The sequence below is a fragment of the Citrobacter sp. Cu231 genome, assembly GCF_030332265.1.
Classification (GTDB): domain Bacteria; phylum Pseudomonadota; class Gammaproteobacteria; order Enterobacterales; family Enterobacteriaceae; genus Citrobacter; species Citrobacter meridianamericanus.
In genome coordinates this window covers 172,763-199,108 of sequence record NZ_JAOWIE010000046.1, presented here as the reverse complement: position 1 = coordinate 199,108, position 26,346 = coordinate 172,763, and the positions used below count along the sequence as shown (strand labels likewise).

Here is a 26,346-nt window from a genome sequence, read left to right as displayed (position 1 = left end):
CTCAGCGGCTCATCAGCACTTCAGCAATATGCATCACTTTGACCGGCTGGCCCTCACGTTGCAGCCGACCGCCAATATTCAGCAAGCAGCTGACGTCCGCGCCAATCAAATATTCCGGCTTCGCATCCATCAGATGTAAGACTTTCTCTTTCACCATCTCACCGGATATCTCGGCCATCTTAACCGAGAACGTCCCGCCAAAGCCGCAGCAGGTGTCCTGATCGGCAAATGTCATCAGCTCCAGCCCGCGCACGTTTTTCAGCAGCGTCAGCGGCTCTTCCTTCACCCCCAGCTTGCGGGTCAGGCTACAGGAAGGATGATATACCGCACGGCCCTGCAGGCTGGCACCGACATCCACCACGCCCAGTTTGTTGACGATAAAAGAAGTGAGATCCTGCATACGTCCGGCAACCTTCTCGGCGCGCAGCGCCCATTCAGGTTCATCCGCCAGATACGTCGGGTAGCTTTTTACCGCGTAGGTGCAGGAGCCTGCCGGAGAGATAATCGGATCGTCGTTGTCTTCCAGGGCGGCGATCAGGTTTTTCATTCCGGGGATCGCCTCTTTGATGTAACCGCTGTTGATGGCTGGCTGACCACAACACCCTTGCTTCTCAGGGAAATTAACGTGACAGCCCAGTTTTTCCAGTAGCAATACGGAGTCTCGTGCCATCCGTGATTTCAGGGCGTCACCAATACAGGTAACAAAGAAATTTACATTCACAATAACTACTCCATTGCTTCATTTCTGTTTATTGCGCTTGATATCGCTATATCACGCCCAGTCTTCTGTTTGCTGGTTTTGTCGATGTCTGGGTTCATGGTGTTTGTCGGATCATGCTCCTGAGATGGCCGCTCTCCGCTTCTTATATCAGGATCATCTTAAATACCTGTATTTTCATTTGTATGACAAAACCAAATAATCCTCCAATCAACTCGTACATGCAATACCCTGGTTTATTTCTTTCGGCCTCGCTCACATTTTTATATTGAAAATCACCGTGTTATGAGTCGGTTAAAAATAGTTTCAGGTGATAATTATTCCTGTCACTACCATTATTAAAAGAGTTATCAAATAACTATTTATAGGTATTCAACTTGCTCTTTAGTATATTTACCTGGCATTGAATTTTAATTAAAAGATTACAATAGTTACAAAACCATTAATCATAATTACTTTATTCACTGAAGCGATTCAGTTTGCATCTTTTATTTATACAGCAATATAGCCTTCCCGACATAAATATAAATCAGGTTTAATAAACCAATCAGGAATAGCAATGAACGAATATTCTATGTTTGCCCTGGCACTTTCTCCTTTACTACTGATGGTATTTTTAATATTAAAATTGAAAATACCTATCCATTATTCCGTACTGATCTCTTTAGTATTCACTGCTGCGCTATCGGCTCTGTTCTGGGAGATGCCCGTACAGAATCTCAAAGCCGCGATAGGCTATGGTGCGCTGAAGGGATTATGGCCGATTGTGATTGTGATCCTCGGCGCTATCTTCAGTTATAACGTCATGCAGGCAACCAAAGCGCTGGATATTCTGCGCGATATCCTCGCCAGCATTAGTGAAGATAAGCGTATTCAAGTGCTGCTGATTTCATGGTGCTTTGGTGGATTTCTTGAAGCCGCGGCGGGTTATGGTACAGCGGTCGCCATTCCGATCGGTATACTTATCGCACTGGGTTTCAACCCACTGAAGGCGGCAATAGCCTCTCTGGTGGCAAATACCGTTCCCACCGCATTCGGCGCAGTCGGGATCCCAGTTTCTATTCTGGCGGAACAGGTTAACCTGCCGGTTTATACCCTGGGCGGAACCATTATTCTGCAGCTTGCGCTGTTTAATATCCTGCTGCCATTTGTGATTATCTGCATTATTGGCGGCGGCCTGAGAGCCATTCGCGGCGTATTTTTAATTACGCTGATTTGCGGTATTACCACGCTGGTTCCGCAGTATTTTGTCGCTATTCATCTCGGTGCTGAATTACCCGCCTTTGCCGGTAGTCTGGTCAGCCTGTTTGCCGTGGCGATGGTTAGCCGTCTGCGCAAAGGGAAAACCGCTCCCGAGTGGCGAATTGAAGTCAGCCATAACCGCGAAACCACGCCGCGTTCGGCAAAAGTGTTGTTCCGCGTGGGTTCTATCTATCTGTTCATATTTGTCTTTATCCTGTTGTGTTCGCCGCTATTCCCGACGATAAAAGGCGCAGCCTCACAACTGGCCTCGGTGCTGCATTTCACGCTTGCTGACGGCAAAACGCTGGCGCTCAAGGTTGAATGGGTGACCACGCCGGGGATGCTGATCATCTTTGCGACCATTATCGGCGGTTTTATTCAGGGGGCGTCCGCGTGCGGGATGCTGGAAGTGTTTATCAAAACCGTTTTCCAGCTTAAAAATTCCATTGTGGCGATTATGGCGATCGTCGCACTGGCCACGGTGATGGATCTCAGCGGGATTATCTCCACGTTGGCCCAGTCGATTGTCGATCTGACCGGCAGCTCGTACGTCTTCCTCGCCCCGGTGATTGGTGCGCTGGGTACGTTCGTTACCGGCAGCGATACCAATTCGAACATTCTGTTCGGCAAACTGCAAACCATTGCCGCCAGTAAACTGCATATCGATCCCAACTGGCTGGCGGCGGCCAACACCTCTGGCGCAACAGGAGGGAAAATGATTTCGCCGCAGAGTATCGCCATTGCGGTTTCAGCCACTAAAATGGACGGCCAGGCCAACCAGATTATGTCTGGCACCATGAAATACTGCTGTGCCTACATCGTAATCCTCGGCCTGAAAGTCGGTCTCTTTTATTACTGGTTTATGGCGTAACCCATTGTCAACCCCGTCAAATTCGCGGCAATCGTATTTGACGCAATGGTGAACTAAAAGGTTTACACCGCCCCGGAATCGGAACGATGTCACTGGCTTTACGATTTGTCGGCGCTGACTACAATAGCGCCAATGTTTCAAATCGAGGATTGTTGTTATGTTGTTCTGGAAAAAGATGGTGAAGAAGTTCGACGCCTTTTCCGCGTTGATCCCACCACGCTACTTCCGGGTGTAATGCCAGGCAGGCCTGTCAGCGACAGGCCTGAGTCTTATTTCCCGCTTTTTTCTTACGCAGCCCGCACGTTCTTAACACCACCACCCGCAAGCGCAGCCACGCAAAGTGATAAACCAGCGGATGCTGAAATCGTAGCAATGTCAGAAACATAATTCCCCCGCACTAACGAAACGTTGGCAGCAGACCAAATACATCCAGAACAACCGTCAGATAGACAATCGCCCCGCAGATTATTACCAGATTGAGCACGGTGTTATTACACGGCGCGGTATAGCTGGCAGTCGGAAAACGTTTTCGCGCGGCTTTCACCAGGAACGGCGGCAGGATCACGCTCCAGATGGTAAAGGCCAGACCGGCATAGCCAATCGCATGCACAAAACCGTTCGGGAAGAAGAAGCACACTGCAGCAGGTGGGAAATAGGTCACCAGCGCGGTTTTCAGACGGCCCATACCGTCATCCGGGAAGTGGAACAGGTCGGCGATATAATCGAACAGACCAAGCGTTGCCGCCAGCAGTGAGCTGGCTACCGCGAAGTTGCCGAAGAAGGTCAGGATCAGATCCATATAACGGCTGGTGAACAGCCCGCTGATAGCCTCGACAAACACGTCGATATTGCCGCCTTTGGCAATAATCGGCGGGAATGAGGCACGGCTGATATTACCCATCGTCACACCCAGCCAGAAAATATATAACAGCAGGGCAAACAGCGTGCCGATGATAATCGAACGCGTAATATTCGAGATCCCGCTCGTGCCATACAGCTTGACCAGGCTCGGTACGTTACCGTGAAAACCAAACGAGATGATGCAGAACGGCAGCGTCATCAGGATATAGGGCAAATACTGCGAATTGGGCAACGCCACCGCCACGCTGTCGATAAGTTTTGCCACTTCGATATGGCCAATCAGCCCGGAGAACGTGGCAAAGAACGCCACAAACTTACCGATAATCAGCACGGTAGTGATGCGTCCAACCAGCAGGGAGCTGTACCAGGCAATCGCCCCTACTAACATACTGACGATCACCACCGAAATATTCGCCGGAAAGCGCACGCCGCTGTATTTGAACACGGTTTGCGCCATCACCGCCGACGAACCGGAGATATAGGCATAGGTCAGAATATACAGCACAAAGCCGAAAGCGATACCGACCACGATATTCCACTTTCGGCCTAATAAATCCTGAGTAAAGGTATTAAAACTGGCACCGGCGCCATAATGCAGATTGACTTCAACCAGCATCAGACCGGTTAATAACATCATGATGGCGATAAACAGAAGAATAACAGAGGCACCGGGAAACCATACGCCGGCCATCGCAATCGGCAGGGAAAACATCCCGCCACCCACTACGGTTGCGATAACCAACATGGTTCCGCTAATCAGTCCGGGGGTACTACTCTGTCGCTCAATGGCATTAATATCCATGATAAATGTTCCTGTAGACTATTCGTTATAATTACAGCTGTCATTTGTACATCATGCGGATAATAAAAATGTCGGAGTCAGGGTTTACTTTTTTTAGTTATGCCACGGTAACGGGCACCGCAAAGGCTTCCTGTTCATAGAAAAGGAATACAAAAAAGCCCCATCCTGAGATGGGGCCATAATGATTATTTAGATATAATCAAAGCGCGCAGTAAAGAAACGCAACTGCTTCGGCTCGTAAATAAACTTCAGCCCGCGAATATCTTCTTTGTGCTGGTAAAGTTTAATAATGCCGTCAGCCACGACATCCATATGCGCGTAGGTATAAACGCGGCGTGGAATAGTCAGACGCACGGTTTCCAGTTTCGGTCGGTGGTGTTCACCGGTCACGTTATTACGGCCTGCAGAGATTATTCCGCGTTCCATACTGCGCACGCCAGTTTCCACATAAATGCTCGCCGCCAGGCTTTGCGCCGGGAACTCGTCCTGCGTCAGATGCTCGCAGAAGCGACGCGCATCGAGGAATACCGCGTGACCACCTACCGGTTCAACAATCGGTACACCAGCGGCCTTCAGCTTGTCGCCCAGGTAGCGAACCTGCTTCACGCGGTGCTCAATGTACTCATACTGCATGGCTTCGCGCAGGCCAATCGCCATCGCTTCCATGTCGCGTCCGGCCAGGCCGCCGTAGGATGGCATGCCTTCGTACACCACGACTAACTCTTTGGCGGCAGAGAACATTTCGTCATCATTCATGCACAGGAAGCCGCCGATATTCACCAGACAGTCTTTTTTACCGCTCATGGTACAACCGTCGGCATAGCTGAACATCTCATGCACGATCTCGGCGATGCTCTTGTTCTCAAAGCCCTGCTCTTGCTCTTTGATAAAGTAGGCGTTTTCAACGCAGCGGGTGGCGTCGTAGAACACTTTAATGCCGTGCGCTTGTGTCAGTTCACGCACCGCACGCATGTTCGCCATCGAGACCGGCTGGCCGCCCGCGAGGTTAACCGTCACAGCCAGGCAGATATAGGCAATATTTTCTGCGCCTTTTTCATCAATCAGCTTTTGTAATTTTTTAAGATCAATATCACCTTTAAACGCAATATTCAGACCGGCGTCGTGTGCTTCGTCACGAACGATATCGACAAACACTGCACCATTCTTTTCCTGGTGATAACGGGTGGTGGTGAAATACATATTCCCGGCAACATATTGCCCGGGTTTAATTGCCAGCTGAGATAACAGGTTTTCTGCGCCGCGCCCCTGGTGAGTCGGAACAATATGTTTAAAGCCAAACAGTTCCTGCACGGTTCTTTCCAGATGATAGAAGTTTTCGCTGCCCGCGTACGCTTCATCACCCATCATCATTCCGGCCCACTGCTTGTCGCTCATGGCGTTGGTGCCGCTGTCTGTCAGCAGATCAATATAGATATCTTTCGAATTTAACAGGAAAGTATTGTAACCCGCTTCTTGCATTTTTATCAGGCGTTCATCACGCGGGATCATAGATACAGTTTCAACGCTTTTAATACGGAAGGGTTCTGCCGGATAATTCATTTTGTTTCTCCAGTAACAGTGGTCATGTACGTATTAATGTGACGTAAAGCATATCGGGTTCATCAATAAAGTATGATGAAATATAACTATTCGCCTCCTGGGCCAGGGGGAGAAATAATGTGGAGGCACTATGCAAGATTTAATTGATTATGGAAATAGTCCGGTCAACATTAATCACTGGCAATAATTTAAAAAGCTGTAAATGTGAGTGATGTAAATCACACGTCGTTTTTTTACCCGTTCATATTCAACAAGTTTTTTTTTGCGTATTGATTTGCCATTCGCGGTAGTGCGCCCACTGAGGGGGAAATACTGAAAACTTAACTTTCCAGGCTGTGCGCATAATGTATTGGTGAATGAGTACACCCCATTTTGTGAGAGTCGGATCACTTCACGGGGTTATATTTGTGATTCACATCACCAAAAGTGTAAAGTAAAGTGTACAAAACGGTGTTGTTTCAGAGTTTGCTATTTGCTTCAGTGAGTGAGATCTCATTTTTGGCCTGATACAGAGGGGCGTTGTTTTCTGGAAATGGTAGGTATTTGGTGGATTGAATGAGAATGAATTTATACGGTGAATAATACCGAATCTATTGTGATGAGTGGGTTTTCTATTTATTCCGAAAGCGTTCTATTCGCGCTTATTTCATCTTATTTACATCTGGACTTCCCCCAGGATACTGGCGTAATTCACAGGGGTTTTACTAGCGCGATGCGAAGGTGCGCCAACACCTCCGCATCGCTGATCACAGTAACTATTTCACGAGAATAGCCATCATGACTGATACGCATTGTATTGCAGTTTCATTTGATCCAGAAGTCCACACCGCAGATAACCGTCGCCTGAAGGTAGGTTATGCGAGCCGTTATCCTGATTACAGCCGTCTGCCAGTGAAGTACGTCCAGTTTCCGTCCATCTTGATGAAGGGCCAGTGGCTGAAAGCCGCCGGATTCGACACCGGCACCGACGTTGATGTGCGGGTAATGCAAGGCTGCATCGTATTAACCGCCCGCGCCGCCGAAGCCGAAGAGTCAGAACTAATGAAATCCCTGCGCGCCGTGGAAAAGCTCTCCGTGCGTAAGCAAAAACAGGTGCTGGAGTTTATCGGGGTGATTGCGGGGAAAGCGTTGGAGGGGTGAGTGTGTGATTGTAATTGAGGCGTCTGCGGGCGCCTTTATTGGTGACGAATTTTCATGTGATTTTTTATATCACCACCAGAATATTTATTTCAAGAATAAATACCTCTAATTAATAATCCATATCGATATCCTTAATGTTATTTGAGAAACTGTTACTCAGGTCAACTATTCCACCATCAATTTTTGTTATTTACATGCTCTCATTTCTAGCTATCTTACTTTATTAAAGGATTGCCATGGCCGATACAGAAGGCATTGCAAGAAGGATCTATAACATTATCATTCCACCTGATACAGTACAATCTTTTGTTGATTCTATACATACTGGACATACAGAAGACAAGCCTTTTTTATAAAAATAATTGAGTTAGTGGGAGAACATTTAAACGGTAAGTCTAAGGACTGGTAACATGAAAAAACTTATCACACTAATAATAAACTCATTGTTTTGCGGGTATATTGCCACCCTTTGTTTAATTTCTCTCATCGAATTCGATTCATGGCAGGATAAAATCCTTGCCATTATTATCATCGTTGGAAGCGCTTATATTATCGCCTTTATAGCCAACAGGTTCTTGCCAACAAAGATACACCTGATGGGGGGAGTTCTTGATCTATTATCCGGTCCATTGCTAATCGCAGGAGGCCTCGCCTGTTTCGCTTTTCTTGAACCCTGGCCCGTAAAAATTATTGGAACATTCGTTTGGATTCTCATCATGCTTTATTTCCCTTCCCGTATAAATATAGATAAGGACTAATCATGTCAAACCCAGCCTATCTGTGGTTAACCGATGTAAATGGCTCCCCCGTAATGGGAAGCTCACAAGTCGCTGGACGCATTGGTGCTATTGAACTGAAAGCAGTCACTCATCACTTGTCTGTCCCTGTAGATGGAAATACAGGTAGACTAACAGGAACGCGTGTGCACGCGCCGATTGCAATACAGAAGGAGTTTAATAAAACAATGCCCCTTTTGTATAAAGCGTTAAGTGAAAGCCAGACATTAAAATCAGCCACAATAAAAATGTATCAAATTCTGGAGGTTGGTATTGAAAGTGAATATTTTAATATCATTTTAGAAAATGTAAAAGTGACAGGAATCACAGAGTAATTTCGTAACTGCCATTGAGTATTTCACCAGTACAGAAAGAATGTGCTGGTGGTGAAAGCATACGTTTTATGAACAAACGAGGTCATTCCTCTCTAATAAACAGCGAGATACACCACCAAAACTTTTGAGTAAACTGATACTGCCATTATTCTTCGTATAATTATTTCCCAGATTTTGTCGATGCAATCAACATCTAATTGCGTCAGTATCCTCTGTAAGCATACAGTCAATCATATAACCAGTAACCTGCTCTGGCTGATTCTGCGAACATACGCACAGTAAGCGGTTTTGACACTTGTTTGATGGGTTCTTTGGTAAACCACTTTCGATAGACCGACTCTCTTTCCCACGGGTAATAGGCCTCGAAATTAATCACAGAAACATCAACGTTATATTTCTCTCCAAAATCTTCAATGGCATACGGTAATTCATCCCATTCAGCGTAACCTTGCAGCGGCGTATCAAGTTCAATCGGGATAGGCTTGAAAGTAAACGTTACCGCGAGAGATAACTCTCCCCGAAAAAATTCTAATACCTCGTTATCCTTCACCATCAAAGATCCTTCGATATGCAATAATTTGCTTACTTATTGTACTCCTGCGTCTCCAGTTTGGGGGACGGTAACCGCCATGGCGTATGTGTTTTTCAGAAAACATAAAAGTGATGTTGGTAGCGCATCAACCCGTCTTTGCTTGATCAGGTGATATTTTGCGAGCATCATCGCAATTATTTACCTGATAATGAAATCAATGACTTCCAGTAAAAACCTGCAACAGGCAATTGCCGACATCACCATCTGGCGTAAAGGCGAGCAGCGTGCGCCGCACAAGCCTCTGCTACTGCTTCATGTGCTGGCGGGTTATCAGCAGGGTCACGGTCGCCTGTTTGACTACGGTTCGGAAGTTCGCGACCCGTTGCATAGTCTGCTGGAGCGATTTGGACCACAGCGCGCGCAATACCGCCCGGATATGCCCTTCTGGCGCTTACAGGGAGATGGGTTCTGGGAGCTACAAAACGCCGAGCACTGTTCAACATCCGGCAGCAGCAAACAGCCCCCTGCCGGGGAACTGGTAACGCACAACGTTGCCGGAGGTTTTGATGAACAACATTTTTCCCTGCTGAAAAAGAACAAAAACCTCATTAATTCCCTGGCCCAGCAAATCCTCGAGGCGCACTTCACCGAAAGCATTCAGGAAGAGATCGCGGATGAACTGGGATTTGATATCCTGCAAATCCGCAAACAGCGGGACCCATTGTTCCGCCAGCAGGTTCTGCGTGCCTATAACTATGAATGCGCCATTTGTGGCTTCAATATGCGCCACGACAGCACCTCAGTCGCCCTGGAAGCCGCCCATATCAAATGGAAACAGCACGGCGGCCCGTGCGAAATTTCAAACGGACTGGCGTTGTGTGCAATTCACCATAAAGCCTTTGATAAAGGTTCGATTGGGCTGGATGAGCGTATGCGGATTCAGGTATCTCCCGCAGTGAATGGCAGCAGCATAGTGGGCAGACTGTTCAGGGATTTCGACGGTAAATCGATAGCGCTACCGATGATGCGCGAGAATTACCCAAAAGAAGGGTTTATGGAGTGGCACAGGAAGGAGGTGTTTAGAGGGTGAGTGCGAAGGCCGGACTCGAATTTCACACCCAATAGACTGATATCAATGTAGTTTATAATTAGGAATAAGTAATTATACCCGCACTTGTACCCACAAGTTAAAATCCGTACAAAAAGTAGACATTGAAAGTGGGTATAAAGCCATATCAGTAGAACACCAATATAGCTGTCGAAGCAAGATTCAGGCAGGCAGGAACGTTTTCTTCAGAGGCAACAACTCCCTCAGGGCAAAGTCAGCTGTCGGTGTAAAACGAACACTCACTGTTACTATGCTAGTTCCCATGGCAAATCTCTGCGTCTATTAACAGGTTTCAGAGTGCCCCCGTTTCTCAATTGTTGAGCGGCCCAACGAATGTCATATTGCCACGTATACAACATATCGCCGGAATCCCTAAGCTCAGCCTCGTAGCTGTCCCATACATACTTTGAGACTTCACGTGGCCAAGCACTACCGCCCCGTTTCTGAAGACACTCGATGATCCATTGTTTCATGCTTTCCCTAGTTACCGTCATATACCCTAGCCTTCACTCGTTGTTCGATATATCACAATACTAGCATTGACTACTTCTGGCACAAGATGGACAGAATCAAGGCGCTTGTTGTCTGCTATGAGCGAGATGCAGACAGTAGTAGCGTTAAGCACTCTCAACATCATTATGATTTTTAATCCAATATTGTCGATGATTTATCAGATGAGTTGTTAACGGCCAGTTTTGCTTATCTTTAGGTAACCTGAGATATCGGCCATCTAACTCTGCATATTCTGTCCCGGCCAACTGTTCTGATATCCTTATTTTCAACTCGGTATCAATCCAGAGCAAACCTCGGTCAAATAGAGTATGGATATCTGTTTTCAGTAACAGGCCATGCTGAGCACGGGTATGCCAAGCTCCTGCGTAGGGGGTGATATGTGCAGCTTCAAGCAACACTTGGATTGAACAGCCCGTTACTGCGCATTTACCCTCATAAGCTTCAATGAGCTTTCGTCTAAATACTGGTTGCCCTTCTCGAATAATGACCTCACGTAGTGCTTTGAGGCGAAAGTCACCTTCATCGTCAGGCAATTCATTGAATAATTCATCTCTCGCTTCAACTACCATCCGATCGCCTGGCCTTGGGGCGGCAATCTGAATTGGCGTCCTACCATCATCGCCAATGTCCCATATGCCGTGCAGCTCCTGCACATACTGTTGATACCGTGTATTTTGTAGGTTTCCGCTACGAAATAACAAGTCGTATGGGCTACCCAGGTCAGTCCGGGCGCTTTTTCGGCTACCAAGATATCGATATCGGGAGTTGCTATTAACGGTTAATGCATCCAGTTGAATACGAATCTCGCTCTCTTTCAGGGGGGCGTTGCTGTTACGGATCCACTGAACAATATTTTTAGCAGAAGCGGAATTTAGTTGTGTCACGGCATACCATACGCGGAGATATTGCGGATAATGCATTTCTTCCAGAATTATACTTGGAATATCAACAATATATGTTGAGAAATTATGATGACGCATCCATTCTCCCCACTGGCGGGAATGGGTGCTAATACCTATGCGATGAGGTTCGCGTTTGCCAATTTCATCATTGAATTCCTGTCGCGAGGGTGCTCGACCTAGTTTCTGATAAAGCTCATCACAGCAATCCCACACAGCTCGTACTAACGGGCCCTGTGGATATCCATCTTTGCTCTGGTTCAAAGTGTTCTCCGTCAACGAACATATCATGAGAATAGCAATATCCAATTCTGACACTAAATCCCCTGCATAGCATCAGGGGATGATGCGCGAGAAACAGACATAAAGTGCTGTAAATGGTTGGGTAGTGCTAGGGTTTTCAATAGCCACCAAAGATTTCATAGTGTCACTTTTGAATAACTAAAATTTTAGGTAAATTATTTTTAATTTGCATTATAAATGGTTCCATCCGTAAATATGCTCTCTTAGATAAGGCTAACTGATAATCTAAATTTTTTTTAATTTCAGCATGAATATGAATGGCATTTCTAGCTTCATATAGTTCAATTATCTCATCCCTAAGTTTTGCATCAATTAAACCTAACTTTTCTGCGCATTCTGCTTTCTTATCAAATCGAACTTTTGTAATATCTGTCTTTCCAATGGCTTCATAAGTTGGAATGATGTCTTTTCCATCATGTTTAAGCGCGTTAACTAGGGCTGTTTTTTTATGCGTTGGTATCGATATTTCTTTTTTGGTTTTAAACTCTGTTAATGATTGAACATTCGGATTTGATGAAAAACATGTAAATAAAATATGATGGAGTACTGCCTCATAGATCGAAGCGTAAGATAGCACCTGTAGGCGAATCTGAGCTCTCAAAAGCCAACCATCAGCACTCATACCTTCTAACATTTTGTATACATAGCGAGTAGAGATAAATTCGTCCGCAAGGCGGTGCTGAAGGTTCTCGTCTGAAATGAAATCGAATCTTTCTCTATGCCAATCCAAGTCAGCCAAATGCCCGTCAATATAATCTTTTATTGCTAACTTTGTTTCATCCAAAAATGCCATGTTATTATAATTCCTTGATGTTAGTGGTTAGGTATTTGATAAAATCTTACTGATTGAATCGAAGTTACTGATTAATATTGAAATTACAGTGGATAAAACGATACTTATAATCGCCCATTTAACAGTTGCATTCACCCCAGAACGCCCCTCTTCCTGAACAGGCCGAATGATGTTTTTGTATATATCTTCATAACTAGAGGACACAATGCTAACACTATTAAAATGATGCATAATTTCTTTCAAGGGCTTTGCAATTGGCTTCAAAAGCTCATTGTTAGTTACGTGCATATGTACTTCTTGTAACTTACGTTGAGTTTCAGATATGGTCATAGAAAGTTGTTTAGGATTGAACGTTAGAATTTCTGAAATTCTATTCTCCAAATGATCAAACTCTAAACTCACCGAGCTTACTAATGTTAGCAAGTAGTCATGTGTTTTTTTAGATACACTGGAAATTATAATTGGTGCGAAACCATCCTCACCGACTTCCTCATAAAAGATAGCGTCTGATTCATTCAGTTTATATAGAGTTTCACTTAATTCATTCCCATTGCAAATTAATCCCGCCAACTCCGCACCTATTTCTTCTTTATTAAAGTCCACATTCCCCTTTTCATCAGAATATCTTATTAAGGTCAATAATATTTTAATTTCTTGGAACTTTGACGTGTATTTTTCCATGTTTGATTTTGGTTTTTATTAACAAATTAGTTATTGAGAAAATACATTTAACTTATGTACTATCTCGACCTTGTAATTCTAACACGCTACTAATAGCGTAGACTTTAAAATCCGTCAATGCATAACTAACAGATTGGCCAATAAAAAATCCATGCATTTAATTTTTGTCCAATACAACTGCAGTGTCGTGAGTTTACATGAGGTTGTGTCTCTTGCCCGTTTTTGGCACTAAACGGTCCTTCACAACAGCTACTATTACCCGAAACAAACTATCTAGACAATAATGAGGGCGCTGGGTTAGCATTTCATGATGAAGTACTTTCGCTTCGTCCATCTTCGTAGGGAATCGAACATGATCGATGAACTTCAAGCCAGCAAATCTTGCTATTTCTATCGCCAAAAAGCTTCAATCACGACAGTTACTATAACGGCATTGTTCCGGGCTATTAGAAAGGCGCAAACTTCCCCTTCTAACAATCTTTTCTCTTTCATTCGGCAACCCCACGGGGCGTCAATTTGGTCTGCTTTGTGCTTCCAGTTTGACAAGGCACCGGCTTTTCTGCCTGGCACTCAAAGTGTGATCGACCGGGTAACCGGATATTTTCTGATCGTCGAGCATCGCGATTATATTGCCATTTTCAAATCCCAGATCGATATCCCTGCTTATTTCTCCAAGCGGCACTTGCAGCGTATAAGCGCCCAAGATATCGACCGGGGACTGACAAGTAAGGACTCGGTGTTTGCCCGTGTCCGACTGAGGCATATGAATCTATCCCGCTTTGCATTGCGCAGCAAGACGCTCGAAGGCGAGAACCTCCAGAACAATGTAGGTATGGCATCCTCGGCTCGATTTGCCCCGCTGGGTTACAGCTTTACTGAAGAGGACGAACACTTTTCAACGACGCCGCGAACCGGGCGGATCTCGCTTCGCGCGGATCGCTCGGGCTATTTGGATTTAGTTGATTATGCCTGCCAAATCATTGATCGCTTACACCCTCGTCCAGGAAGACCATCCTCTTCCCCTTTCCTGGCAGCTTTCGCGCGGCCGATGGAGCTATCAGATCTGACGGCTAGCCCTACCCAATTTGCTGTTGATACCGCTATTCTCAGACAGGCCATCTTTGATGACAAAATCATCCGCTTGGTCAAACCTGACGGAGGGGGCTATCGTGAGTTGCCAAAGGCTGAAGTCGATTTGATACTCACGGAGCTAACAGATATCTTGTACGTCGCAAAAAACGATACTGGCAAACACATGGTTTCCCAGCAGGAAACTGGTGTAGAAGTAGGTGAGATCGCGATCAATAAAACGCGTATAGCTTTGAAACGCCTTACACTGCCTTTGCTCGTCGATGTATACGTAGAGGATACTCAATTTGCACTTGGTGCAGACGATAACTGCACCCCGCTTAAGCAGTTTATCGACAAACAGGACACGTTTATCGTCTTATTTGACCAGCCGAAATTTGCCTATCTAGACGGTAGCCTTTACCAAGACGACTCATTGGTCAACGGTGGCACACAGTTCTTGGGCTATCTTTTCGGTAATGCAGAGTTAGCGACTGTCACAGATGAAAAAGGTACCTTTACTGCAGCCCATCGTACGTTCGATCCAGACTCTACATTTGGTGCTGTACTGTCGACGATCGCCCACGAAGACGATGTTATAGTCTGCGATGATCTTGGTGATGAATGGGCGGATTTCGTTGGATTTAGAACGGATCCTGCTTCACCAAGAGTCACCTTCTATCATGCAAAGCACGGTGAACTGACTCTTGGTGCTGGAGCATTTCATGTATCCGTAAGCCAGGCTATCAAGAACCTAGGCAACCTCACATTACCCGCCCCAGCCATGGGTAAAAAATTTGCACGTTGGGAGCGATTTTACACCAACAACAAAGTAAGGACTGGCATTCATCGGACATGCCGTGGCGCAGCTGCTGAGTTAAGGGCTGCTGTGGAGTTTTGCAGGAATGCACCTCACACCTCCAAACGGGTGGCTATCGTGACTTCATCACTGAGCAAGGCCGCTGTTGAGCAAATATTCAAGGACATTGAAGCGGGTCATACTGCCAATCCATATTTCGTCCAGCTATATTGGTTGCTATCATCCTTTTTCGCTGCCTGTACTGAAGTAGGAGCATTCGGGTGCGTAATATGCCAGGAATAATTCAGCGGGATTAAAAGAACTGACTTATTCAGCCTCAATCGCTGACTATATTTCTGGCCACCACCTAGTTCCCATTTGATTTAAACCTAGTGGTGCTAGGCAATGTCCGCTTCTGCCAAGAAGCGGACTCTAAGTCACTGTATACAGTAATCTTGGTAAAGGCTATGCCAATAGCAGACGAGCTCGCCGCTGATGAGCATTAGTTCCAGTTGTTTGAGTGCCTGGTCCAAGCTCAAGGCATTCTTGTCGCTGAAAGTACCGTTAAACCCGGCGCGGTCAGCGAGAAAATGCACCCGACTGCCTTCCTGTACCAGACGAGCGCCAAAACAGGGTGTAACAGCGCGTTTAAGCCCCCACTGCTGACAGGCGGGATTCTCCGGTTTGGTACCGGGGTCTGAGTGATTGTTCATTATTGTTCCTGATTAAAGGGAAGGATTAATTGAGAGTGACACTTCTAAGAATGACATAGGGACCATTGCGATCCTGACGGCTCTCAGCAAAGACGGCCAGAACGCCGCGTATATCCTGAACTTCCCGGCCAGCATAATGGCAGATACTGCCAGACCATTTATATTTGCCGGTACAGAAGCGAAACAATCGGGAGCCTGAATGCTGTCGGTACGAGGCCATTGCCAGGCGTTTACTGATGATTTTCATATCCAGCCTCGCTCCGCAAACGACACAATGCCATCCTGACCGACAATCAGGTGATCGAGCGTTTTCACATCAACCAGTCCCAGCACCTCCTTCAGTTTGTCAGTCATCTGGTAATCGGCTCTGCTGGGCTCCGGATCGCCGGATGGATGGTTATGCGCCAGCACGACCGCTGCAGCATTGAAACGAAGCGCTGACTTCACCACCTCACGCGGATGGACCTGTACCTGGTTAACCGAACCGGTAAACAGTGTTTCGCTCTCCAGTAAACGGTGTTGGTTATCGAGATAGAGCACCATAAACACTTCCCGTTCTTGTCCTGCCAGCTGTAACCGAAGCCAGTCACGGGCTGCCGTACTTGAGGTAAAGGATATGCCGGGCTGACGAAGATATTTATCCAGCAGGTTGATAGCGCGGCGGATGGTCCGTTGGGCATAGGGCGTCAATCCAGATGTCGCGGGGAGCAGACAACCATGCTGGGCCATAACCGTCAGCGGAAAGAGTTCAGGCTGCGATGACACCGGGGATAATACGGTATTCATGTCAAGCATTCCTCAGTCAATGAGATACATAATGGTGCTGCATTCCGGATGGTTCAGCGCGTAGTCGCGTAAGCGATAATAGTGCTCAGTCATCGCGTCACATTCGGTACGACAGGCATGGTGGCTGTATGCCATCAGGCAAACGACTATCCCTGCAGCTTCGCGGGTGAGCCCTGCCCCGTTACCGTTCATCCTGTTAAACAGCGTCCATTTATCTTCGTTGTCTTCGCCAGCCTCCGGGGCCATAAACGCGCCCCCGTTGTTAAGCGTATAAATGGTCCAGATACCGCCGTGATAATCGGAACACAGACGGTCCATCCAGGCGAAGATTTGGGGCTCAAGTGTTATCCATTGCGGGATGCTGCCAAAGTGCTGCGGCCAGAAGTGGATACGCTGCTCGTCGGCAACAACAGCGGCGGAAATGGTGAGTTCAGTTGTGGTGTCAGTCATGGGTTTCTCCGGTAATAAAAAAGCCAGCGGTTCAGGCTGGCGGGTCAAGGGAAAAATGAATGCTTGGCAATATGGTTAATAGGGCAGGCGGCTGAGAGGGCCCTGCAGGATGCCGTAGTCCCGGATGTACGCATTAAGCCCGGTCCCGGCCTCCGGTTCAAAGTTTCAGGCCCGCCACAGCATCCGGCCATCCGCATCGCGCAGGACCAGCCGAAAATGGCTTCCCTGGTCATCCTCGATGAAGATGTTTTGGTATGCCGCGGTGACGTACTCCGCCTGCTGGCGGGTAAAAGGTCCGGCCGGAAGCAGACTCTGGCCCTTTTCTTTCTGCGCGGTCATGATGCGAGCTCCAGCATGTTTTCAGCCATGACCCAAAGGGCACGATTGAGCTTCACATCCCCATCGATGCCTTTGACTGCGCGGGTATGGGCCCGTTTGCCTTTGGTCGTTCTACCGGACAGACCGCCTTTAATCAGGTTTTCCTGAATGCGCTGGTACGTGGTCCACAGGTCATTGCTCTCATCCTGCCAGCGGCGTGGCGCAAGAATTTGTGACTCCGTGACCGGCTGATGCTCCTCCCCGAAACGGTAAGTCAGTGCCGCTTTCGCCATCGCCTGCTGAGCATGTGGCGGTAGCAGGAGTGAATGCATGGCATCGCGCCTCTCCTCCACCCGGTCAAATATCCCCAGCACTTCATAAGCCCCTTCAATGACTTTCTCCACCACGTTGCCTTTATGCGGCACACGTACTTCTCCAAAACTCTCCCCGCATATCAGCCCATTCTGACAAACAGCACGAAACAGCCCCGGCAGCATCTGATAGGAACTGGACCCATCATGACTGTTCAGCAGGATAATTTCCGGTACCTGCTTACCGGTGATTTGCCCTTCACGGCGCAGGCGCAGCATGTGTTTGGTGTGTTCACGTTTGCCGGGGTCCCGCACGCGGGTCTGACAGGCAAAGAAGGGCTGGAACCCTTCACGCTGCAGGTTTTCAAGAAGGGTGATGGTCGGAATATATGAATAACGTTCTGAGCGGGATTCATGCTTGTCTTCACTGAACACGCTCGGCACATAGTGCGCCAGCTCCTCGTGGGTGAGCGGGCGGTCACGGCGAACGAGGTTCACCGCGCCAAAACGACTGGCTAATTTCATGGTTGTTTCCTTATCTGAAGGCACAAAAGAAAACGCCCCACTCGAATGAGCAGGGCGTCGGGTGTGATGCTGATCTGATGGGGTTTAAGGATTATCGAGGATGAAGATGTTCCGCTTCCCGTTCGCCCAGATAATGTTGAGCCGGGTCTGGCCGTCAGCCTCTGTCACGGTGATGTGCTCTGCGGATGACAGTGCTGAATTATCGTCGTCAAAGACAATGCTGTTCAGCGCCGGGGTGGATGATTGCTTATCGATGTACCAGAAATCCGGCGTCTGATTCGCCGCAGTCGCCGGGGCATCCGAAGACATCAGAAAGGTGTAGCGACTCATATCCCGGACCAGGTGATAATTCACGGATTTCTCCCGCGAGCCCGCCGGATACTCCGCCATCAGGTAGCTGTCCTTATGGTCCGGGCCACACCGATAGCAGACCAGATATCCGGCCTCATCTGTAATCAGTCGGGACTCATTCCCGGCGGGTGCCGCAGACACATCGGCGCTCATTGCGAGGCAGGCCAGTATCAGCAACGAGACTATCTTTTGGGTCGTTTGTTTTATTTTCATCATGGTTTCAGCTGTAAGTGAATACGCCCAAGTCAGTGAATATCCGGGCTTCAATAACATTGCAGGTAATACCCTTCTGCCAGAGCGTGTTGCCAAATCGCCAGGTCAGGCTGTCAGCAAACTGCATCGTACGGGGCGTGAACGGGTCTTTATTGGGCCACCATCCCTCCATCTTCTGACCCTGAATGGTGGTCACGCCCTTCTTCAACTGCGGGCATTTGCCCCGGTTTACATCGATATTTTTTATCTGAATCCGCTCCGTGCGGGCAGTCACAGTGACGTAGACACAGTCATTGCACTCCCAGCCACTTTTCTGGATATCGACTTTGATGACGTCATTTTCTGCGCTTACCGCAGATGAGACGAGGCCCGCCAGCAACGCCATTACGGCGGCGGCGGCAGAGAACATGTTCATATTGGCTCCTTGTGATGCGACAGGTGCGCTGTCGCGCTGACTCAGTGAATGTGTGCCCGGGGATTTTATAAGTGGGTTTTTCGCCTGGATAATGAAGATATCCGATCGGGTCGATCGAGAATTTCGATCGTGTATGAACGAAAAAACTTATCGAAATGTGGGATGCACGGAGAAAGTCAACCGAAGAAGAAGGACCAGACCGTGCGGGCGGCGCGGGCCACGGTATGCGTCACGGCCTGAAGGGCCGAGCGGGCAACCTGCGGTAGCGGGGCCAAATCAATGATGCGGTCAATCACCTCCACGACCGCCTCGCCAAAGCCGGTGCGGGCGCTGCTAATCACGACTTCAGTGCGATAGCCGGTTTGCAGGTGCGGCACCAGCGGGCTGCGGGCCTGCTTTGGGAGACGGGTAATCATGGCCTCCACCAGGCGCGACAGCCGGTAACGCCCCCTGACGGAGATGACCAACAAATCACGCTCTGCAATTCCCAGTTGGCGGGCGACAGCCTGTTGTTTCTGAGCAATATGTTCAGCCTGCAGCACTGAGGGTTGCGCGGAAGACCAGTTCCATTGCTCTGCCGGTTCGGTCTTGTCCGCCTGATTCAGTACCCATATCAATGGAGGCTGCGGCCCGTTGTACCCGACAAAGACCGCCTGATAAAACTGCTCCTCTATCGTGAAGGCGCGGTCATCCGCCTTTAACACCCACAGCACCATATCAAGCTGTGGCATCAGTTCCCGGTAGAGTTCGCGGTACTCGTCATCACGTTGCAGACTTTCTCCCACGCCGGGCAGGTCAATCAGCGTCAAATAGTGAGAGCCAAAGCGCAGACGAACCCGTTGAGGCTCGCGGGTACAGGCTTCAACCGCGTTAACAGCACAGACTTCACTGCGAAACAGCGCGTTACAAAGCGACGATTTGCCTACGCCAGTTTTGCCCATGATGCCAATCACCGGTTCGCAGGTAACAAGCTGGTCCAGCTCATGGATTAAGGACTGGCGTAAAGAACTTGGATAGCACCGCAGGTGACGGCGGATCAGGGCATAACCCGATGGTTTTTTCATAGTGGCTTCCAGATAGCAAAAAGGCCATCCGGGGTGGATGGCCTGTTGAAGTGATACGGGAGGGAATTCAGTAAGATGATATATAACTGTAATTTTTTTACTTCTGGGTTTCTGCTTTTTTGCGTTTCCCCGAAGAGGAATAAGTAAAATTATCGGAGAATACTTTCGCCCTGGAGCCCGGGATCGTGTTGTATTTCTGAGCCTGAAGACGGAAGAATTGTTCATGCCTTTTACGGGTGGCCTTTAATGGTTCAGGGCTGTTGTACTCATCATTAGTAAAAAGAATTTTTAATGCGTCATTCCCTTGAGCATCATAAAGACTGTTGATTCCACCCTCTGGGACATGAAACACTAATCCTCTCACGTCATTTCTGTCAGGTTTATGCTCATCATCAAATGCATAAAATACAGCCTGCTCGTTTTCTTTGTTAGAGGAGCTACTTGTTGCCAGCCATTCGTGCCAGATATCCTCAGCAAAGTGCGCATTGAGATCGTCGACACTGAAGAAGAAGTTAACTAAATAAAAGGGTTTAAAATTTTCATCAATAAGGATAAGTCTGGAGTATGCACAAGCCGGATCATATTTAGATTGCTGCTTTAGTTTTTTTATCATTACATCAAAACGTCGCTGAAGCTCTTCCAGCGAAATTTTCAGGGCATTATGAGAAAATATTTTGGTACGTGGCTCTTCGTTTTTCTGAATCCAGTCATCAGGAAGATAGAATGCAAATGGTAGCAGAGTAACTTTTTTGTGTTCAGCCAAAAGCGCTTTGTATTTATCACACAAGTAAGTGGCTGCATCCTCTTTTTCTGCTACTGATTTTTTTAGCCACTCCTCCTGCCCCACCGTCATACCAACATTAATTTCACACCGTTCTTTCTCTCGCAAACGCCCCCTCTGATGACCTACGCGACTGGCTTTCTGTTCGGTATAGAGATAGTCCAGAAAATCGAAGGGTATTTTATTTTTTTCTACTGAATTTCTATTCAGAAGAGTTTGAGGCTGCTGGTTACCTATCACTTTCTAGTCAAAACAGATGAATGTATAACTGGCTATAATTTCACCATATGTTAACAAACTCACTTTCCGGCCTGTATCTTTTTTACGCAACCTGAAAGCTCTCAGATCGTCCATCATGTCCGACATTTCGTTCTCCCTGTTCATCGCAAGATGAAATTCGTTGTTATCACCGCTACGTTCAAAATCCGTGTTACTTTACTCAATTCTACTCGCACGAATGCTCATTTTTAGCTAAAAACGTGAGTATTTTAGTGTAAAAAAGCAGGTTTATTGCTGAAAAATAACAGGTTTTTTAGGTCAATAAAATGTTGAGGGAAATGCAAGGAGAGGTGTGTTTCAATCTGCAATCAGACGAACCCTTTGTTCTTTTGGCAACGCCACTGCGTCTGCCTGTCTGGCGGACCGCCAGCATAAGTGTACGTCAGATAGTCTTTTTTTACGCCGACCAGTCATCATACGACAGTTCTCAAGTGCTGCTTTCTAAATCTACAGGTCATCGACTGTCAGTATAAAAAATGCGGGATAAATGCCACTGGCTCAGCCGCAAGCGTGAGCAGCATCATTTCCCTGGAGTATCCCAGGATGGCATTCCTTCAGAACGACCACCGGCTATATTTAATTTAGGTATTATTATTCTTACTTAAAGAAGTACTCAATACCCTAATCATCACTCCATGTAGTAATACCCACTCTGTCAGTACTCTGATGACCCTTCTGACATCACTATCGGGTAGATGAATCAAACTGACCCATTATAACTGAATCATTCAAATCTGAAGAATATCTCTCATCCAATGTTAACCACATTGAGAGAGCCCACATGACTTATCGAATTAACCTGAACTATACCATCGACAATGAACTCTTCTCCACATTGACAGACCACATGGAAAGGCTACGTGATCGTTATTCAGACATCATCCCGCTGCGTATGGACTTCGCCTATAAGTCTACCAGTCAACGCTTTATCGACCGCTATCAAGACCACTGGGATATGGACATGTACCGGCTGGCTGAACGCGTGTTACGTTCTGGCTGCGTTATTGGCTACGCGTGGGTAATGGAGTTCACTCACCAGCATGGTTTGCATTTCCATGCCGTGTTTTATCTCAACGGTCAGCGTAAACGCAACAGCTATCGCTCGGCGAGAGTCATTGCTGAGGAGTGGCAGAACATTACCCATGAAGCCGGGATATTCGACAACTGCCAAAAGAAGATTTACCACAAGGTCAATGGGGGGAGGAGTTTGCACCATCTGGACCGAAAGGGATATCGGGATTTGGCGTTTATCCTGAGCTATCTGGCGAAGGAGGAGCAGAAAGGCATGCAGGATATCAAGGTTTGTTGGGTTAGCGATATACCTGTGCGAAGAGCTGGTGGTAGACCACGTTCATGTGCCTCTAGGCGTTAATCCAGTCTTACCTGGCGATTCAACGAATAGGTATAACGAAATTTATCGCCGTAGATGGATTCCGTATCCAGCACAAAGTCCAGCTGTTCTGGGTCCTGTGAGGCCCACTTCAGGCGCAGCAGGTCTTCCGCACAGTTTTTATCTGACCCTCTGGCTTCCACCAGAAATATTTCCTCTCCCACCTTGAAGGAATCATTCGGGCGCGGGCCGCCAATCACAAAACACTCAGCGTGAAGGCCCAGTGCCTGAATAGCCCCGACGAAGATATTGTTGTCAACGGCATCCACGGGTTTGCCATTGACCTTCACGGTGAGCCCGTTAACAAAGGCCGTTCCCATACCGTTGTTGATGGCATAAATTCCCCACTGATTTTTGCGACCATCGTTAGAGAAATAGGCATTAATCCTTGGCTCTACAGAAATATGGTTGTGCCTGATTTCCTCTCTGCCCTGCCAGATAGCGAACCCAAGTGAGATAATGGCAATGATGATGCCTGCAGATGCGAGGATCGAGTCCCGGTACGTTGTCAAAAAATGGCGCATTTATTGTGTTTCCCTACGATAAATCAGTTGCTCCGATGCAATGTTGCTGCTCAGGCACACGCTGTAATCAAGGTAAATAATACTGTTTCTAAAGAAAAGACATTTCTAATTATCATTCTTTCAGCTGATTTGTCTCCACATTACCCCCAACGCTGATGGATGATGCTATCCCAACATGATTACCTTTCTCCCTTATATCGAGCCGTACTCCAAATTAAATGAATCGGCACTGTATAGCGATATATCAAGGGGGCTGGTGGGCTAAGTATGGGTACTGGAACAAACCGAACAGCATGGTTTTCACATCCACGCCGCGTTTTACTCAATGGTCAGAAACACCGCCGTGCATGGACAGTTTTTGAAGCACTCAGGGATACCTGGAAATACGTGACATGGGGAGAAGGACATACACACCGGTGAGAGCCCAGGGAGGAGTACAGAGCACGGGGTGAATGGGTAACGGCCTACGACGACATTAAGGGCCGCAAGAGCATGCAGTACATCTTGAGCTATCTCAGCAAGCAGGAGCAGAAGACTTTGGGCGTTATCTGCAAGTTAAGTGACATCCCTGCTCCACCGGCAGCGGGCAGACGGCGGAAGCTCAGTTAAAAAATACGCCAGTGCCTCATCGTTTGAAGGAGTTTGCGTTCCCCATACCTGGCTCCTTCTCCCATTCACTCAAGGAGAAAAACGATGACAACTGATTACAACGTTCTTAACGACCAACTGGTGACGATGGCGTTTATCACCCAGCTCACAGGCCTGACGGACAAATGGTTTTATTTCCTTATAAAAAACGGCGAGTTCCCGAAGCCCATTAAGCTGGGCAGAAGCTCTCGTTGGTTGCAAAGCGAAGTAGAAGCCTGGCTACAGCAACGTATCGACCAATCCCGCCAGTGATATCAAATCAAACCTTACCTCCTCTCATGTTTATCTGAATTCCCCCACAGCATACTCGCCAGACTGCCTGACATAGGCGGCTTTCGCCTGCGTGCTGTATGGCGAAGGTCCCATACTATGAAACTAAAGATGCTTATTGAATCGGCACAACGGGAGGCATCGTCATGATGCAATTCCGTGCCATTGAACACGCCATCACCGAAGACGGTGAGTGGGTGACGCCAGAAGAACTTCCTCTGGATTATCGGGGACGACTGCTATGCGATTCCTGTCATGCCGAGGTTGTTATCGAGGAAGACAGGTCAGGGAATGAGATGTTTGTTCACTCCCGACATAATCGCAGCGAAAGAATCAAAAATCAGAGCTGCCGCTACGCAATCCGTCAACCTAAGCAACCAGCATCGACAAGCGCCGGTCACAGACGAAAACAACCACCTGCAGGTTACGCTGGACTACGAGGTCCGTTGAATACTCGAAGAGGGCTGTGGCGATGCAATCAATGTAAGCGTTCCTACTACGGCGGTAAGAAATGCCCCCATTGCGGCGAGTGGGTTTATACGATATCGCGCTAATCGGTTGCCAGAGGTCTGGCGAATCAGGAGGGCATTATTGCATTCCGTTGTGTTCGGATATATTGCCCTCCTGCTCAGCTTGAGATGTAACTGCTGACAATGAACATCATTCACTTCTTCTGAGCCTGTCAGTTCGGAGCTGCCCATACATTCTCCCTTTGCGATGTGGCCCATGTCTGGCAACGTGCTGATGCTGGTGGCTACTGCGCTGATACAGACGCATTCTCAAGAGCATTCCATTTAGCAAAACGCTCTTTTTCATGGACTGACTCCGTGGACATACCTATCGCTTAACCACACTTGTTATCGATCGGCGCCAACGATCAATATCGAAAAACTGATCTATCAAAACGATTATCTTTCATGCGCCCTGCCTGGTTATCCTTGTCTTAACTTACTCGCAGAAAAGCCTTTTATTACGGTTAGTTATCTAGCTGAGGCTTGCTACGTCCATTTTTTATGTACCCAAAATCACGAGGTTACTAAGGCGCGGAAAGATGAAGAGATGTGCACGTTGCAACAAAAAAAGAAGCGTCCTTGAGCGGTGGCTCTCCCTCGATAAAGAATTCTGCGACGAGTGCTTATTTGATATCGACCAGGAAATCAGGGAAAGACGAATTATCCCGATCAGGCGTCAGAATGACGGTAACGAAAGGAAGTCGTAATTCAGCATGAAAAATAAAATCGACGTTAGCATCATTATCCCTGCTTACAACGCCGCTGCGACCGTTGGTTGTCTGGTCAATAAAATCCTCAGCGAACCCCACGTAGCGATTGAACTTATCGTTGTCGACGACGGTTCTACCGATGGTACCGGCAACATTATCCGCCAAATCCACGATGACCGGCTCATTCTGATAGAGCAGGCCAATAGAGGTGTCTATGCTGCCCGAAATACTGCTCTAGCCTTGCACCAGGGAGAGTGGGTTATATTCCTTGATGCGGACGACGATATAGCAGATGGGTTCATTGAAAAAAGATGGCAAGCAGCTAGTACGTCGCAAGCCGACGTCATGATCTTTAATGGCTGGCATTCTGATGCTGATCACCATCGAAGAGCAGTCCACCGAAAGCAGCCATATGGGGCGACTCTGTCAGGTCATGAGTGGATAAGGCACTGTGTAACACGCCGCGAATGGCCACATTACCTGTGGCTGCAAATGATCAGATCATCCTATGTCAGGCAGCATTCACTGCGCTTCCAGCCCGGCAGGAGCCATAAAGACATTCTTTGGACGGTTCATCTTGCAGCGAGCAATGGCCGGTTCTGCGTGTTGGATGTTAAGGACTATATCTATATCAGTACTAAGACCTCTATCACGCACCGACCGGATTACTATGATGTTCGTGCGTTGAGCTATATCGAGGTGATTGCGGAAGTCATCCGACTGGCGAGCCTTGAGCAAAACAAAAAAATAAAGCTTTTTTTGTACCGGCACGCACTGGTGGAAGCGCGTCATTTTTTGGGGTTGTATCGCAATCGCGTCCGGGATAAATCGAGTGTGAAGTATAGCTTTGAGGCAAACATCACACTCGGCAGTTTATTCCGAGGCATCAACAGTTTTAGCGATGTTTTTTTCTTTATCAAACTGGCAAGCAAGCTGTTCTAAAATTACTAACAAGAATAAGCTTCCCCTCGTAATTCCCTGCTTTAGCGTTGTTACTTTACCTACCAAACCGCCGGCATAGTCTCAACGCTTCCAACTTGGTAAACTCTTACCCAATTTCTCACGCCACAGGCAGCGTTTCAGCA

26 protein-coding genes and 3 pseudogenes are annotated in these 26,346 nt (G+C 47.5%); 10 read left to right on the top strand and 19 right to left on the bottom strand.

Features of this window, described 5'->3' with window-relative positions; genetic code table 11:
- Position 1: 1 nt before the first annotated feature.
- Entirely contained in the window at positions 2–721 is a 720-nt protein-coding gene (locus OGY15_RS20745) for a (Fe-S)-binding protein (protein WP_151216632.1), read from the bottom strand.
- A 556-nt stretch (positions 722–1,277) separates the two neighbouring features.
- Between OGY15_RS20745 and OGY15_RS20740 the strand changes: the two genes are divergently transcribed.
- The gene (locus tag OGY15_RS20740; protein ID WP_286540912.1) at positions 1,278–2,831 is read left to right on the top strand and encodes an L-lactate permease; all 1,554 of its coding nucleotides are present in this window, start codon (positions 1,278–1,280) and stop codon (positions 2,829–2,831) included.
- A gap of 250 nt (positions 2,832–3,081) precedes the next feature.
- Here the strand turns inward: OGY15_RS20740 and OGY15_RS20735 are convergent, their stop codons facing one another.
- From OGY15_RS20735 to OGY15_RS20725, 3 genes are all read right to left on the bottom strand, one after another.
- Complete coding sequence (locus OGY15_RS20735; protein ID WP_261990750.1) at positions 3,082–3,216, bottom strand: hypothetical protein; 135 nt, start codon at positions 3,214–3,216, stop codon at positions 3,082–3,084.
- Positions 3,217–3,228: 12 nt separating this feature from the next.
- Entirely contained in the window at positions 3,229–4,494 is a 1,266-nt protein-coding gene (locus OGY15_RS20730) for an aromatic amino acid transporter (RefSeq protein WP_286540908.1), read from the bottom strand.
- A gap of 189 nt (positions 4,495–4,683) precedes the next feature.
- Complete coding sequence (locus OGY15_RS20725; protein ID WP_151216629.1) at positions 4,684–6,054, bottom strand: tyrosine phenol-lyase; 1,371 nt, start codon at positions 6,052–6,054, stop codon at positions 4,684–4,686.
- 777 nt (positions 6,055–6,831) lie between these two features.
- On the opposite strand from OGY15_RS20725, the gene symE reads away from it, so the two are divergent.
- From symE to OGY15_RS20710, 3 genes and pseudogenes are all read left to right on the top strand, one after another.
- A complete protein-coding gene (gene symE / locus OGY15_RS20720; protein ID WP_286540906.1) occupies positions 6,832–7,194 on the top strand; it encodes an endoribonuclease SymE in 363 nt (120 codons plus the stop codon).
- Positions 7,195–7,604: 410 nt separating this feature from the next.
- Positions 7,605–7,952 carry a hypothetical protein gene (locus OGY15_RS20715; RefSeq protein WP_286540905.1) on the top strand — a complete coding sequence of 116 codons (348 nt, stop codon included), beginning with the start codon at positions 7,605–7,607 and terminating at the stop codon, positions 7,950–7,952.
- Positions 7,953–7,954: 2 nt separating this feature from the next.
- Positions 7,955–8,299: pseudogene (locus tag OGY15_RS20710) on the top strand (Hcp family type VI secretion system effector); the annotation flags it as partial.
- Between the two features lie 232 nt (positions 8,300–8,531).
- Here the strand turns inward: OGY15_RS20710 and OGY15_RS20705 are convergent.
- A complete protein-coding gene (locus OGY15_RS20705) occupies positions 8,532–8,858 on the bottom strand; it encodes a DUF1493 family protein (RefSeq protein WP_286540904.1) in 327 nt (108 codons plus the stop codon).
- Positions 8,859–9,054: 196 nt separating this feature from the next.
- On the opposite strand from OGY15_RS20705, the gene OGY15_RS20700 reads away from it, so the two are divergent.
- Positions 9,055–9,927 carry a phosphorothioated DNA-binding restriction endonuclease gene (locus tag OGY15_RS20700; protein ID WP_286540901.1) on the top strand — a complete coding sequence of 291 codons (873 nt, stop codon included), beginning with the start codon at positions 9,055–9,057 and terminating at the stop codon, positions 9,925–9,927.
- 635 nt (positions 9,928–10,562) lie between these two features.
- Here the strand turns inward: OGY15_RS20700 and OGY15_RS20695 are convergent.
- From OGY15_RS20695 to OGY15_RS20685, 3 genes are all read right to left on the bottom strand, one after another.
- Entirely contained in the window at positions 10,563–11,675 is a 1,113-nt protein-coding gene (locus tag OGY15_RS20695) for an HNH endonuclease (protein WP_286540899.1), read from the bottom strand.
- A 109-nt stretch (positions 11,676–11,784) separates the two neighbouring features.
- The gene (locus tag OGY15_RS20690) at positions 11,785–12,453 is read right to left on the bottom strand and encodes a hypothetical protein (protein ID WP_023296972.1); all 669 of its coding nucleotides are present in this window, start codon (positions 12,451–12,453) and stop codon (positions 11,785–11,787) included.
- 27 nt (positions 12,454–12,480) lie between these two features.
- Positions 12,481–13,134: a hypothetical protein gene (locus tag OGY15_RS20685; RefSeq protein WP_286540896.1), complete on the bottom strand. Its 654-nt coding sequence runs from the start codon at positions 13,132–13,134 to the stop codon at positions 12,481–12,483.
- A gap of 352 nt (positions 13,135–13,486) precedes the next feature.
- Between OGY15_RS20685 and OGY15_RS20680 the strand changes: the two genes are divergently transcribed.
- Positions 13,487–15,304: a hypothetical protein gene (locus tag OGY15_RS20680; protein ID WP_023296970.1), complete on the top strand. Its 1,818-nt coding sequence runs from the start codon at positions 13,487–13,489 to the stop codon at positions 15,302–15,304.
- 179 nt (positions 15,305–15,483) lie between these two features.
- On the opposite strand, the pseudogene OGY15_RS20675 reads toward OGY15_RS20680, so the two are convergent.
- From OGY15_RS20675 to OGY15_RS20630, 10 genes and pseudogenes are all read right to left on the bottom strand, one after another.
- Positions 15,484–15,714: pseudogene (locus tag OGY15_RS20675) on the bottom strand (type IV toxin-antitoxin system YeeU family antitoxin); the annotation flags it as partial.
- 25 nt (positions 15,715–15,739) lie between these two features.
- On the bottom strand, positions 15,740–15,961 hold the full coding sequence (locus tag OGY15_RS20670; protein WP_023296968.1) for a DUF987 family protein: 222 nt from the start codon (positions 15,959–15,961) through the stop codon (positions 15,740–15,742).
- Positions 15,958–16,500 carry a RadC family protein gene (radC, locus tag OGY15_RS20665; RefSeq protein ID WP_286540893.1) on the bottom strand — a complete coding sequence of 181 codons (543 nt, stop codon included), beginning with the start codon at positions 16,498–16,500 and terminating at the stop codon, positions 15,958–15,960. Before radC ends, OGY15_RS20670 begins: the two co-directional genes overlap by 4 nt.
- A 12-nt stretch (positions 16,501–16,512) precedes the next feature.
- Positions 16,513–16,950 carry an antirestriction protein gene (locus tag OGY15_RS20660; RefSeq protein WP_023296966.1) on the bottom strand — a complete coding sequence of 146 codons (438 nt, stop codon included), beginning with the start codon at positions 16,948–16,950 and terminating at the stop codon, positions 16,513–16,515.
- Positions 16,951–17,118: 168 nt separating this feature from the next.
- Positions 17,119–17,289: pseudogene (locus OGY15_RS20655) on the bottom strand (DUF905 family protein); the annotation flags it as partial.
- Entirely contained in the window at positions 17,286–18,104 is an 819-nt protein-coding gene (locus OGY15_RS20650; protein WP_023296964.1) for a DUF932 domain-containing protein, read from the bottom strand. The gene OGY15_RS20650 and the pseudogene OGY15_RS20655, both read right to left, overlap by 4 nt.
- A gap of 84 nt (positions 18,105–18,188) precedes the next feature.
- Complete coding sequence (locus OGY15_RS20645; RefSeq protein ID WP_023296963.1) at positions 18,189–18,671, bottom strand: hypothetical protein; 483 nt, start codon at positions 18,669–18,671, stop codon at positions 18,189–18,191.
- Between the two features lie 4 nt (positions 18,672–18,675).
- On the bottom strand, positions 18,676–19,083 hold the full coding sequence (locus OGY15_RS20640) for a hypothetical protein (RefSeq protein ID WP_023296962.1): 408 nt from the start codon (positions 19,081–19,083) through the stop codon (positions 18,676–18,678).
- 176 nt (positions 19,084–19,259) lie between these two features.
- Positions 19,260–20,147: a GTPase family protein gene (locus tag OGY15_RS20635; protein ID WP_286540892.1), complete on the bottom strand. Its 888-nt coding sequence runs from the start codon at positions 20,145–20,147 to the stop codon at positions 19,260–19,262.
- 97 nt (positions 20,148–20,244) lie between these two features.
- Positions 20,245–21,168 (bottom strand): hypothetical protein, encoded by a 924-nt coding sequence (locus OGY15_RS20630; protein ID WP_286540891.1) that lies wholly within the window; start codon positions 21,166–21,168, stop codon positions 20,245–20,247.
- A gap of 820 nt (positions 21,169–21,988) precedes the next feature.
- Between OGY15_RS20630 and OGY15_RS20625 the strand changes: the two genes are divergently transcribed.
- Positions 21,989–22,579, top strand: a complete 591-nt coding sequence (locus tag OGY15_RS20625; protein ID WP_023296959.1) for a YagK/YfjJ domain-containing protein — start codon at positions 21,989–21,991, stop codon at positions 22,577–22,579.
- Here OGY15_RS20625 and OGY15_RS20620 read toward each other — a convergent pair.
- Entirely contained in the window at positions 22,576–23,121 is a 546-nt protein-coding gene (locus OGY15_RS20620) for a hypothetical protein (protein ID WP_023296958.1), read from the bottom strand. The two genes, OGY15_RS20625 and OGY15_RS20620, sit on opposite strands and share 4 nt — an antisense overlap.
- 693 nt (positions 23,122–23,814) lie before the next feature.
- Here OGY15_RS20620 and OGY15_RS20615 point away from each other — a divergent pair.
- From OGY15_RS20615 to OGY15_RS20610, 3 genes are all read left to right on the top strand, one after another.
- Positions 23,815–24,021 (top strand): helix-turn-helix transcriptional regulator, encoded by a 207-nt coding sequence (locus OGY15_RS20615; RefSeq protein WP_023296957.1) that lies wholly within the window; start codon positions 23,815–23,817, stop codon positions 24,019–24,021.
- A 164-nt stretch (positions 24,022–24,185) separates the two neighbouring features.
- Positions 24,186–24,593: a DUF7828 domain-containing protein gene (locus OGY15_RS24740; protein ID WP_139016043.1), complete on the top strand. Its 408-nt coding sequence runs from the start codon at positions 24,186–24,188 to the stop codon at positions 24,591–24,593.
- Between the two features lie 671 nt (positions 24,594–25,264).
- Positions 25,265–26,203 (top strand): glycosyltransferase, encoded by a 939-nt coding sequence (locus OGY15_RS20610; RefSeq protein WP_023296956.1) that lies wholly within the window; start codon positions 25,265–25,267, stop codon positions 26,201–26,203.
- Positions 26,204–26,346 lie beyond the last annotated feature (143 nt).

Bases quoted from the DNA above. Each gene is read 5' to 3' on its own strand.
- OGY15_RS20660 (WP_023296966.1), bottom strand. From the start codon at position 16,950: ATGACTGACACCACAACTGAACTCACCATTTCCGCCGCTGTTGTTGCC.
- OGY15_RS20700 (WP_286540901.1), top strand. From the start codon at position 9,055: ATGACTTCCAGTAAAAACCTGCAACAGGCAATTGCCGACATCACCATC.
- OGY15_RS20620 (WP_023296958.1), bottom strand. From the start codon at position 23,121: ATGCGCCATTTTTTGACAACGTACCGGGACTCGATCCTCGCATCTGCA.
- OGY15_RS20680 (WP_023296970.1), top strand. From the start codon at position 13,487: ATGATCGATGAACTTCAAGCCAGCAAATCTTGCTATTTCTATCGCCAA.
- OGY15_RS20705 (WP_286540904.1), bottom strand. From the start codon at position 8,858: ATGGTGAAGGATAACGAGGTATTAGAATTTTTTCGGGGAGAGTTATCT.
- OGY15_RS20635 (WP_286540892.1), bottom strand. From the start codon at position 20,147: ATGAAAAAACCATCGGGTTATGCCCTGATCCGCCGTCACCTGCGGTGC.
- OGY15_RS20730 (WP_286540908.1), bottom strand. From the start codon at position 4,494: ATGGATATTAATGCCATTGAGCGACAGAGTAGTACCCCCGGACTGATT.
- OGY15_RS20740 (WP_286540912.1), top strand. From the start codon at position 1,278: ATGAACGAATATTCTATGTTTGCCCTGGCACTTTCTCCTTTACTACTG.
- OGY15_RS20610 (WP_023296956.1), top strand. From the start codon at position 25,265: ATGAAAAATAAAATCGACGTTAGCATCATTATCCCTGCTTACAACGCC.
- OGY15_RS20625 (WP_023296959.1), top strand. From the start codon at position 21,989: ATGACTTATCGAATTAACCTGAACTATACCATCGACAATGAACTCTTC.
- OGY15_RS20645 (WP_023296963.1), bottom strand. From the start codon at position 18,671: ATGATGAAAATAAAACAAACGACCCAAAAGATAGTCTCGTTGCTGATA.
- OGY15_RS20690 (WP_023296972.1), bottom strand. From the start codon at position 12,453: ATGGCATTTTTGGATGAAACAAAGTTAGCAATAAAAGATTATATTGAC.
- OGY15_RS20615 (WP_023296957.1), top strand. From the start codon at position 23,815: ATGACAACTGATTACAACGTTCTTAACGACCAACTGGTGACGATGGCG.
- OGY15_RS20715 (WP_286540905.1), top strand. From the start codon at position 7,605: ATGAAAAAACTTATCACACTAATAATAAACTCATTGTTTTGCGGGTAT.
- OGY15_RS20685 (WP_286540896.1), bottom strand. From the start codon at position 13,134: ATGGAAAAATACACGTCAAAGTTCCAAGAAATTAAAATATTATTGACC.
- OGY15_RS20725 (WP_151216629.1), bottom strand. From the start codon at position 6,054: ATGAATTATCCGGCAGAACCCTTCCGTATTAAAAGCGTTGAAACTGTA.
- radC (WP_286540893.1), bottom strand. From the start codon at position 16,500: ATGAATACCGTATTATCCCCGGTGTCATCGCAGCCTGAACTCTTTCCG.
- OGY15_RS20650 (WP_023296964.1), bottom strand. From the start codon at position 18,104: ATGAAATTAGCCAGTCGTTTTGGCGCGGTGAACCTCGTTCGCCGTGAC.
- OGY15_RS24740 (WP_139016043.1), top strand. From the start codon at position 24,186: ATGATGCAATTCCGTGCCATTGAACACGCCATCACCGAAGACGGTGAG.
- OGY15_RS20670 (WP_023296968.1), bottom strand. From the start codon at position 15,961: ATGAAAATCATCAGTAAACGCCTGGCAATGGCCTCGTACCGACAGCAT.
- symE (WP_286540906.1), top strand. From the start codon at position 6,832: ATGACTGATACGCATTGTATTGCAGTTTCATTTGATCCAGAAGTCCAC.
- OGY15_RS20640 (WP_023296962.1), bottom strand. From the start codon at position 19,083: ATGAACATGTTCTCTGCCGCCGCCGCCGTAATGGCGTTGCTGGCGGGC.
- OGY15_RS20735 (WP_261990750.1), bottom strand. From the start codon at position 3,216: ATGTTTCTGACATTGCTACGATTTCAGCATCCGCTGGTTTATCACTTT.